Raw genomic sequence first — 9,389 nt, 5'->3', positions numbered from 1 at the left:
GCACCCCCCGCCAGCTCGGCACCCCCGCAGACGACCGAACCGGAGAGCGACAGCGGAAGCGGCGACGGCAGCGGCGGCGGGGGGTCCGGCGGAGGCTCGGGGGAGCAGCAGGAGAAGAAGGCGCCGACGGCCGCGACCGCCGTACGGCAGCTGGCCGCCGCCGACCCGGGCGGCCGGCACATCTGCTACCGCGCCTTCGTGACGGGCAAGGGCTGGACGGCCCCGGAGTGCGACGGTGACACCGCCGGAACGGTGGGCCAGGGCAGGCCGCTCAAGGCCCTCAACATCGCGGTGTCGGGCGTGGGCGGCACGGCCAGCGCCGCCTTCGTCCACAACCCCGACTCGACCAACGGCCAGGGGCACTACAACGGGAAGCCCTGGTCGAGCGCGCTCGACGGCTTCGACAACTACTTCGGCAGCAGCAAGGCGGGCGCCCCGGACATGCTGGGCTTCACCATCAACGTCGACGACGGCGGCAAGGCGGTCTGCCAGTCGGTTCACCAGAAGGACAGGGGCTGGCAGGCCCTGGCCTGCGACAAGCCCGGTGAGGGAGAGCACTTCATCTTCGGCGGCACCCTCGACAACGGCGTCTGGCTCGAAGCCGTCAAGTTCACCGTGTGACAAGGCCGTGGGGACGGGACCCGGTGGCCGTCGGGGCAGCCGGGCCTGCCCCGAGTGCTCCTGACCGGGCGCCCCGCGCCCCGTAGCGTCCCTCCGTGAGCCTTTGGACTTCTCTGGAACCGCCGTCGGCCACGGTGGATCCCGGTGGCAGTACGACCGTACGGCTGCGGTTGCGCAACACCGGTGACGTGGTCGACGAGTACCGATTCGAACCGGTCGGTGACCTCGCGCCGTGGACGCGGGTGGAGCCGCAGACGCTACGGCTCTACCCGGGAACCACCGGGTCGGTGGAGCTGACGTTCGCCCCGCCCCGGACCCCGGACGCGACGGCCGGTCCCAACCCGTACGCCGTACGGATCACCCCGAGCGAGCATCCAGAGGCGACCACGGTCCCCGAGGGCAATGTGACGATCACGCCCTTCACCGAGGTGCGGGCGGAGCTCGTCCCGCCGACCGTGAAGGGACGCTTCCGCGGCCGGCCCAGACTGGCCATCGACAACCTCGGCAACACCAAGGTGACCGCGTCGGTCGGCGGCAGCGACAACGGCGACCAGTTGTCGTACGACATCCATCCGAGCAATGTGCAGATCGAGCCCGGCCGTGCCGCGTTCGTGAAGACGACGCTGAAGCCGAGGCAGCTCATCTGGTTCGGGTCCAAGGAGGAGCGGCCGTACACGCTCGCCGTCCAGCGGTCGGGGGTGGCGCCGCACCCGGTGGACGGCACCTACGTCCAGCGCGGCTTCCTGCCCGGCTGGCTCGCCACCTGCCTCGGGATCTTCCTCGCGCTCGCGATCACCTTCCTGACGCTGTGGCTCGCCTACACACCCAAGGTGACCAGCGCCGCGACCGAGCTCCGGGAGGCCGGTACGCAGGTGCTGCCGAGCGCGAGCCCGTCCGCGATGGCCCCGGCGCCGAGCATCTCCGCGGCGCCGCTGCCCTCGGAGACCCCTGAGGCTCCCCAGCAGCAGGAGGAGCAGCCGGAGGACTCCGGTGGGGACGCGGACACGGGCTCGGGTTCCGGCTCGGGGTCGGGTTCCGGGTCGGACAAGGAACCGGACAGGCCGGCCACGACGAAGAAGCCGTCCGCCGCCAAGGGGTTCCTGATCATCGGCCAGGGCTCGGACCGCTGCGTCGACGTCACGGACGCGGAGGACGGCGAGGGCAAGGACGGCACCCCGCTCCAGATCTGGGACTGCGCCGGCTCCGCCAACCAGAAGTGGGACTTCCGGGGCGACGGGACGGTGCGCTCCCTCGGGCTGTGCATGGACGTCGCGTGGGGCTCCCGCGACGACGGCGCGGTCATCCAGCTGGCCAGGTGCAGCGGCAACCCCGCCCAGCAGTTCGTGCTCAGCACCGCCGGTGACCTGGTCAACCCGCAGGCCGACAAGTGCGTCGACGTGAAGGACAACGGCACCGGCAAGGGCGCCAAGCTCCAGCTGTGGACCTGCGCGGGCACCCCCAACCAGAAGTGGCGCGTGGAGTAGCCCGTCCGACCAGGCAGTGCACCAGCGGCCCGCCCCCTGCACGCGGAGCGGGCCGTCTGCCACCGGGGCCACGGGGGTCGGCCCCGGCTGCCTGCCACCGGCCATCGGGCCGGCGCCCGGCTGTCTGTCACGGGCCATCCGGGCCGTCCGGGTCGGCTCCGGCGGTCTGTCACCGGGTCGTCCGGTCGGCTCCGGTGGTCCGTCACCGGGTCGTCCGGTCGGCTCCGGTGGTCCGTCCCCGTACCATCCGGGTCGGCTCCGGCCGTCCGTCCCGGGCCATCCGGGCCGCCCCGGCCATCTGTCACCAGGCCACCAGCCGCGCAAGCCGGCCTCCACCGGGCCACCGGACCACCCAGCCGACCTCCACCGGGCCACCCGACCGCCCCTGCCGGCCTCACCAACCCGCCCCGCCCCGCTACCAGTTGCCCTCGCCCGGCACGAGTCGGCCCGCCTTGCGGTACTCGCGCTCCGCGCCCTCCCGCAGGTCGGCCGTGGTGACCGGGCCGGCGCGGCCCGCCGCGGCGTAGGCGGCGGTGACGACGGCGCTGCGGATCGAACCGCCGGCGAGCTCGAAGTCGCGGGCGACAGCCGCCGGGTCGGTGTCGTCCGCGCCGGGCACCGCGGCGAGGCTGTGCCGCCACAGGGCGAGGCGCTGGGCGACGTCCGGGAACGGGAAGTCGACCACCAGATCCAGCCGCCGGGTGAACGCCTCGTCGATGTTGGCCCGCAGATTGGTGGTCAGCAGCGCGATGCCGTCGAAGGACTCCAGCCGCTGGAGCAGATAGGCGCTCTCCATGTTGGCGTACTTGTCGTGGGAGTCCTTGACCTCCGAGCGCTTGCCGAACACCGCGTCCGCCTCGTCGAAGAGCAGCACGGCATCGGTACGGTCGGCCTCCGTGAAGATCCGTTCGAGGTTCTTCTCGGTCTCGCCCACGTACTTGTCGACCACCGACGACAGCTGCACCACATAGAGGTCCAGGCCGAGTTCGGCGGCCACCACCTCCGCCGACAACGTCTTGCCGGTGCCCGAGTCGCCCGCGAAGAGCCCGAGGACACCGCGGCCCCGGCCACCCCCCGCGCTCAGCCGCCAGTCGCCGAGCACCCGGTCGCGATGCCGGGCCCGCAGGGCGAGTTCCCGCAGCTGGGCGAGGGGCTTGTCCGGCAGCACGAGGTCGTCCCAGCCGACGTCGGGCCGGATGCGGCGGGCGTGCCGCTCCAGACCGGAGGCGGACTGCAGCCGCGCGGCCAGCCGCAGATGCGCGGCCGTCACCGGGGTACCGTCGAACGCCGCGAGGTCCACGGCCGCCCGGGCTGCCCGCTCGATCCGGTCACCGCCAAGCCGGTACGGGGCGACCGTGGCCGCCAGGTCGAACCCGGGCCCCTCCGGCCCCGCGCCGAGCGCCGCCGACCACGCGTCCACGGCCCCCGAGGGCGGCCGGGGCACATCGAGGACCAGCGGATCACGGTCGCACCACTGCGGGTCGTACGGCCGCTCCCCCACGCACAGGACGGACACATCGTCCGCCGCCAGCGCCCGGAACAGCGGCCCCGGCTTCTCCGGCAGCGGTGACACCACGAGCGCGCACGCCCGCAGCCGGACCTCGCGCAGCAGCCGGGGGAGGAGCGCGGCGCTCTCTTCCGCGGCCGCCGGGGGCGTGAAGTGCAGGGCCCGCAGCCCCGCCGCACGCAGGGCGGCCCCGGCGCGCATCAGTCCGTCGCCCTCGCGGTGCTCCCGCAGATGGACGGTGACCGGGGCGGCGGCCAGCCGCGCGGCCAGCCGGGCCGTGAACCCGCCGTCCTCCACGGACGACGGCGGGGACGAGGGGGACGAGGGGGACGAGGGGAAGGCGAGCGGACGGACATGGCCGACCAGCTCCGCGTCCAGCGTGTCGTCGCCGAGCAGATGCGCGACCAGCCGGTCCGGCACCCGCAACCCCCGGCTGAGGAACGGGCGTTCGGGATCCTCGACGGTCAGCAGCCCGAGCGCGCTCAGCGGCGCCGAGGGCCGGAACCGGGCCCGCGCCCGAGCGAGATGCACGGGCAGCCCGCACAGATCGAGCGCCAGCCCGACCGTGGCCCGCCGCCTGCTCACGTCGTCGTTCAGATAGCCGTACAACTGCTCGTAGGAGCGGTCGAGATCGGGCGCGAGAGCGATCAGCAGAATCCGCGCGTCCAGTTCGGTGAGCCCGAGCCGCCCCGCGAGCCGCTCCAGCGGGCCGTCCGGTACGGCATCCCCGCTCTCGAAGCCCCCGACCTCCACGGGCTCCAGCGGCTCGAGCACAGGCGTGTGCGTCCCCGCCGAGGGCCCCAGCAGATGCCGTACGCCCTCCTCGGACAGGTACAGCCCCCGCAGCGGATCACCCGCCGTCGGGTCACCGGCGCTGCGGTCGGCCACCAGCTCGGCGACCCGGTCGCGCAGCCGGGCGAGCCGGAGGAGAAGCGGATCGGCGGTGGGGGAGTCGTGCGCCACCGGGGAACCGGGGGAGGCGTGCGTGGTCACCGGCGCCGTTCTCCGGTGTTCGGGGCGGACGCCAGATGGTGCGGCCGGTGCGCGCGCTCCTCGGAGCCCCCGGGCGAGCCGTCCATGCCGCGTACGCGGACGGCCGCACCCTCGGTGACCGGGGGACCGGCGTCGTACTCGGGAAAGGCCGGGAAGGGGGCGGTGACCACGAGGTCGAGGGACGGTTTCAGCTCGCCGCCCAGCGCGGACCAGATCTCGGCGAGGGACCGGGACTCGGAGTGCAGCCCCGCCACCGACAGCGGCACGGACAGGCCCATCGAGCCCAGCGCGCCCGGGAGTTCGTCGGGCGGCAGCAGCTCACGCGGCAGCAGGGTGGCCAGCACCGCGGAGAGCAGCCGGTGTTCGTCCTGGGGCTGTTTGGTCCAGGCCGTGACCAGGTACGACAGCCGGAACCAGCGGGGCGGCTGACGGCGGCGTACGACGATGTCACGCTCGTCGCGGACCGGCATCTGGCCGCGCTGGCGGCGCGAGACGTCCTCGCGGATGTCGTACAGGTAGGTGTTGATGGTGGGCGCGTTGCGCCGGGCCGCCCAGTCGCGGGTCGGGGCCTCGAAGGAGACGTCGATGCCGGAGCCGGCCAGGGCACCACCGCCGATCAGTCCCTTGAGGACCTCGTCCACCTCGTGGATCACGGTCATGCTCCTGCTGTGTCGTGTGCCTGTCCGCCGATCCTGCCCGCCGCGGCGCCGCCCTTGTAGACGCGCCGGGGACGTCGAGGGGGCACGGTGTGGTGCCCAACCGGCCCGGTCGGTCTGCCCGTTCGATCAGATGTAGCCTTCCCGGAGGGCATAGGCCACCGCGTGCGCCCGGTTGCGCAGATGCAGCCGGGTGGTGAGCCCGTGCATCACGTTCTTGACGGTGCGTTCGGAGTAGGAGAGCTTGCTCGCGATCTCACCGGTGTCCATCCCCTCGGCCACGAGCCGGAGGACGTCGATCTCACGCGGCACGAGGCCGGACAGCGGCGCCCCGCCGCGCCCCGCCACGGAACGCTGCAGCGTACCCACCTGGTTGATCAGCCGGCCGAGCAGATCGGCGGGCAGATCGCCGTCCCCCCGGGAGGCCGCGAGCACGGCCTGCGACAGGCGGTGCGCGGTGGCCTCGTGGCGCCACACGATGGCCCCGACCCCGCACTCGATGACATCGAGCAGCTCGGTCTCCCGGATCAGGCTCACCACCAGGACGGCCCGCGCGCCCTCGCTGCGCACCAGCCGGCGCAGCGCGGACAGCAGCGACTCGTCCGGTGTCTCACCGACCAGCACGGCCACGGTGCCCGGCCGTACCTCGGCGTCGTCCACCAGGTCGATCACCGGGTGCCCGCGCAGCTGGCTGAGGACTCCGGCGCGGGAGAGCGGGTCGGGGGTGTGGACCACGACCGGGATGCGGCGCGGTGACTCCTGCGGCCCCGCCGTGCCGGTGGCCATGGGGACGGCCGTGGCCCTGGAGGCGGCCGTGGCCATGGCCGTGTCCGCGGTCCGGAATGTGCTGCGCAACCGTTTCTCCCGTATGCACGAAAACGCCACTCCCGTGAGGGGAGTGGCCGATGGGCTCGATTCACACTTCTGTGTGCCGTGTGCGCCGCGCAATCGTGGAGGACCACGAGATAGACCACGAGATTGCCCGCAGGACTCTTTACGAGACCGGCCACGACACTTTCCCGCCGACCACCCGCGACCGGTGCACCCCGACGGGCCGTTCCCCGTCTACGGAAGCGGAAAACGACAGTCCACGACAGACAGACAGTCCACGACAGGAGGCAGTGATGTGCGCGCCGGAACCGCTTCTCGAACGCGATGAGCCCCTGGAGCTGCTGGCCGCCGAGGCCGCCCGCGCCCGGACCGGCTCCGGCCGCCTGGTGCTGCTCCGGGGTGCCACCGGCACCGGCCGCACCGCACTCATGGAGGCCGCCGCCGACCACGCGGCGGCCAACGGCATGCGCGTCCTGCGGGCCCGCTGCTCGCCCGAACACACCTCCGTACCCTTCGACACCGTCTTCCAACTCCTCGCCCACGGGCCCGAGTTCGACCAGGCGGCGGGCGAGGCGCCGGACCCGCCGGGCACCCCGCCGCACCGGGGCAGGCCCGCCCGGCTGTGGCGCCTGCTGAGCTCCTACGCGGCCGAGTCCCCGCTGCTCGTCGCCGTCGACGACGCGCACTTCGCCGACGCGCCGTCCCGCCGCTGGCTCGTCGAGGCCGTCCGCCGGATCGACCGCCTGCCCGTGCTGCTGGTGGTCACCGAGCGCAGCCAGTACGACATCGACCCCCCGGCGGACGGACTCGCGCACGCCCTCTCCCCCGCCCTGGTCCACACCCGTACCCTGGCCCCGCTGAGCCCCGACTCCGCGGCCCGGCTGGTCCGTTCCGCCCACGGCGGCGCCCCGCCGGAGTGGGTCGACGCCTGCTTACGGGCGGGCGCGGGCACCCCGCTGTTGCTGCGCGCCTTGCTGGACGACCTCCAGAACGTGCACTCCGGTGCCTTCCCGGCTGCCCTTCCGGACACCTGCGCCGCGCTCTACCCCGGCACCTACGCCGCCGCGGTCTCCTGGTGGCTGGACAGCGCCGGGCCCGCGACCACCGAGGTCGCCCGCGCCCTCGCCGCACTGGACGACGAGGACGCCCCCGTACCGGCCGACGCCGAACTGCTCGCCCGGACGGCCGGCGCCGACCCCGCCCGCGTACCCGGCTGGCTCACCGCGATGACCCACCTGGGCCTGCTCCGCCCCGACCCCGAAGGACGGCTCCGCTACGCCCACCCCCTGCTGCGGGACGCGGTCCTCGGCGGCTGGGCGAGCGCCGACCGGCGGAGCGCCCACCGCCGGGCCGCCGAGGCGATGCTGCACCGCGGCGACCGGGCCGAGGCCGTCGCCGGCCAGCTGCTGCGCTCCGGCCCGGTCGGCGAGGCCTGGGCGACCGGCGCCCTGCTCGACGCGGCCGACCTCGCCGTCCGCGCCGACCGCAGCGACGACGCCCTCGCCTTCCTCCGCCGCGCGCTCGACGAACCGATGCCGGCCGCCCGCCGCACCGTCGTCCTCACCGAACTGGGCTCCCTGGAGTACGCCACCGTACGGTCCACCGCCGGCATACCCCGGCTCGCCGAGGCGATGCGCCGGCCCGGCCCGCCCCGGGAACGCGTGCACGCGGCGGTGGCCCTGGGCACGGCCCTGGCCCGTCGCGGCGAGGCCCGCGCCGCCGTCGACGTGCTGCGCGGGCTGCGCGACGAGCACCTGACGGGTCACCCGGACCTGATCCGCACGGTCCAGACCGCCTCCGCGCTGCTCTCCGACCACGACCAGGGCGTACGGCAGGAGGTCTACCGCTGGCTCCGCGAGACCGCCGAGCGCTCACCCCACCTGGTCGGCACGGCCGGGCAGGCCCTCCTCGTCCGGTACGAGGCGACCGCCGGCCTGGTCTCGGCGGCCTCGGCGATGCACCGCGTCCGCGCGCTCCTCGCCCAGCCGGCCGACCCGCTCGCCGAGGTCTTCCTGCTGGGCACAGCCGCCGCCGTCGCCCAGTGGGCCGACCAGCTCGACGAGGCCGCACGCCTCGTCCGGCGCGGCCTCGCCGGCCAGCGCACCTCCCTCCTCCACCCCATGCACCTGGCCCTGGTGAACGTACGCATCGACATCGCCGCCGCCCGCGGCGCCCACGAGGAGGTCCTCGCCGACCCCGAGGTGTCCCGCGCGGCCGACGGCCGACCCGAGTCCGCCAACGCGCTGGCCCACGCCGTCATCGCCCTCGTGGAGACGGGACGCCCGGACGCGGCCGGCCGCCTGGCCGACGCCTTCGACCTCCCACACGCCCACGACTCCTGGGAGCTGAACCGCTTCCTCTACGCGCGGGGATTCCTCCGCGCCGCCACCGGCGACCCGGCCGCCGCCCTCGACGACTTCCTGGAGTGCGGCCGCCGCCAGTCCGCCCGGGACGTCACCAGCCCCGTCGTCACACCCTGGCGCACCGCCGCCGCCGAATGCCACCTCGCCCTAGGCCGCCCTCACGAGGCCCTCGCCCTGGCCGAGAAGGAACTCAGCCTCGCCACCGTCTGGAACACCCCCCGAGTCCTGGGCCGCGCCCTGAGCGTCCTGGGCACGGCGACGGGTGGCCGCCGGGGCCTGGAACTGGGGGAGCGGGCGGTACGGGTGCTGAGGCAGGGGGTCGACGGGACGCCGGACGAAGCGGTGACGGTGGCCGAAGCCGAGGCCGGAGCAGCGACCTCGATCGACGGCCGGGTCTCGGCCGCGACGGCGGACGGGGCGCCGGACGTGGCCACGGGCGGGCGGCCGGTCGAGACGGAGTTGATCCGCGCGCTCGTGGCGCAGGGACGGGTGCTCGCCGCGGCCGGGGAGCGGTCGCGGGCCCGTGACGCGTTCCGGGAGGCGGCCGCCCGTGCCGAACGCCTGGGCGCGCTCCGCCTCCGCGCGGTCGCGGAGGCGGCCCTGCGCGAGGGCGGCGCCCGCCGCACCGCGACGGCCCTGACGGGCCCCTCGGCACTCACCGCCGGCGAGCGCCGCATCGCCGAACTCGCCGCCCAGAGCCGCACGAACACGGAGATAGCCCAGCTCCTCCACCTCGCCCGCCGCACGGTCGAGACCCACCTGACCAGCACCTACCGCAAGCTGGGCATCCGCCGCAGATCGGAACTCGGCGCGGCCCTCACGAACACCGGCGAGGGAGCGCGATGAGGAGCGCGGCCGGGGGGGGGGGGGGGGGGGGGGGGGGGGGCCCCCCCGCGGCCCGCGGCGCCCGCGCCCGCCCACCCCCCCACCCGAC

Annotated in this window: 5 protein-coding genes and 1 pseudogene; 3 read left to right on the top strand and 3 right to left on the bottom strand. The window is 74.8% G+C overall.

Features of this window, described 5'->3' with window-relative positions; translation table 11 throughout:
- A pseudogene (locus ACWD26_RS43805) lies at positions 1 to 621 on the top strand (hydrolase); the annotation flags it as partial.
- Between the two features lie 95 nt (positions 622 to 716).
- Entirely contained in the window at positions 717 to 2,105 is a 1,389-nt protein-coding gene (locus ACWD26_RS43800; RefSeq protein WP_451279320.1) for a ricin-type beta-trefoil lectin domain protein, read from the top strand.
- Between the two features lie 415 nt (positions 2,106 to 2,520).
- Here ACWD26_RS43800 and ACWD26_RS43795 read toward each other — a convergent pair whose 3' ends face one another.
- From ACWD26_RS43795 to ACWD26_RS43785, 3 genes are all read right to left on the bottom strand, one after another.
- Positions 2,521 to 4,605: an ATP-binding protein gene (locus ACWD26_RS43795; protein ID WP_451279318.1), complete on the bottom strand. Its 2,085-nt coding sequence runs from the start codon at positions 4,603 to 4,605 to the stop codon at positions 2,521 to 2,523.
- The gene (locus ACWD26_RS43790; RefSeq protein ID WP_451279324.1) at positions 4,602 to 5,258 is read right to left on the bottom strand and encodes a DUF4255 domain-containing protein; all 657 of its coding nucleotides are present in this window, start codon (positions 5,256 to 5,258) and stop codon (positions 4,602 to 4,604) included. Before ACWD26_RS43790 ends, ACWD26_RS43795 begins: the two co-directional genes overlap by 4 nt.
- A 132-nt stretch (positions 5,259 to 5,390) precedes the next feature.
- Positions 5,391 to 6,047 (bottom strand): helix-turn-helix transcriptional regulator, encoded by a 657-nt coding sequence (locus tag ACWD26_RS43785; protein ID WP_451279322.1) that lies wholly within the window; start codon positions 6,045 to 6,047, stop codon positions 5,391 to 5,393.
- A 338-nt stretch (positions 6,048 to 6,385) separates the two neighbouring features.
- On the opposite strand from ACWD26_RS43785, the gene ACWD26_RS43780 reads away from it, so the two are divergent.
- Positions 6,386 to 9,301, top strand: coding sequence for a helix-turn-helix transcriptional regulator (locus ACWD26_RS43780; RefSeq protein WP_451279316.1), 2,916 nt, complete (start codon positions 6,386 to 6,388; stop codon positions 9,299 to 9,301).
- Positions 9,302 to 9,389 lie beyond the last annotated feature (88 nt).

It is taken from the genome of Streptomyces sp. NPDC002787, assembly GCF_053592095.1.
The sequence above is the reverse complement of the archived record's forward strand: the minus strand, read 5'-3'. Positions and strand labels throughout refer to the sequence as shown.

Bases quoted from the DNA above. Each gene is read 5' to 3' on its own strand.
- ACWD26_RS43785 (WP_451279322.1), bottom strand. From the start codon at position 6,047: ATGGCCACCGGCACGGCGGGGCCGCAGGAGTCACCGCGCCGCATCCCG.
- ACWD26_RS43780 (WP_451279316.1), top strand. From the start codon at position 6,386: ATGTGCGCGCCGGAACCGCTTCTCGAACGCGATGAGCCCCTGGAGCTG.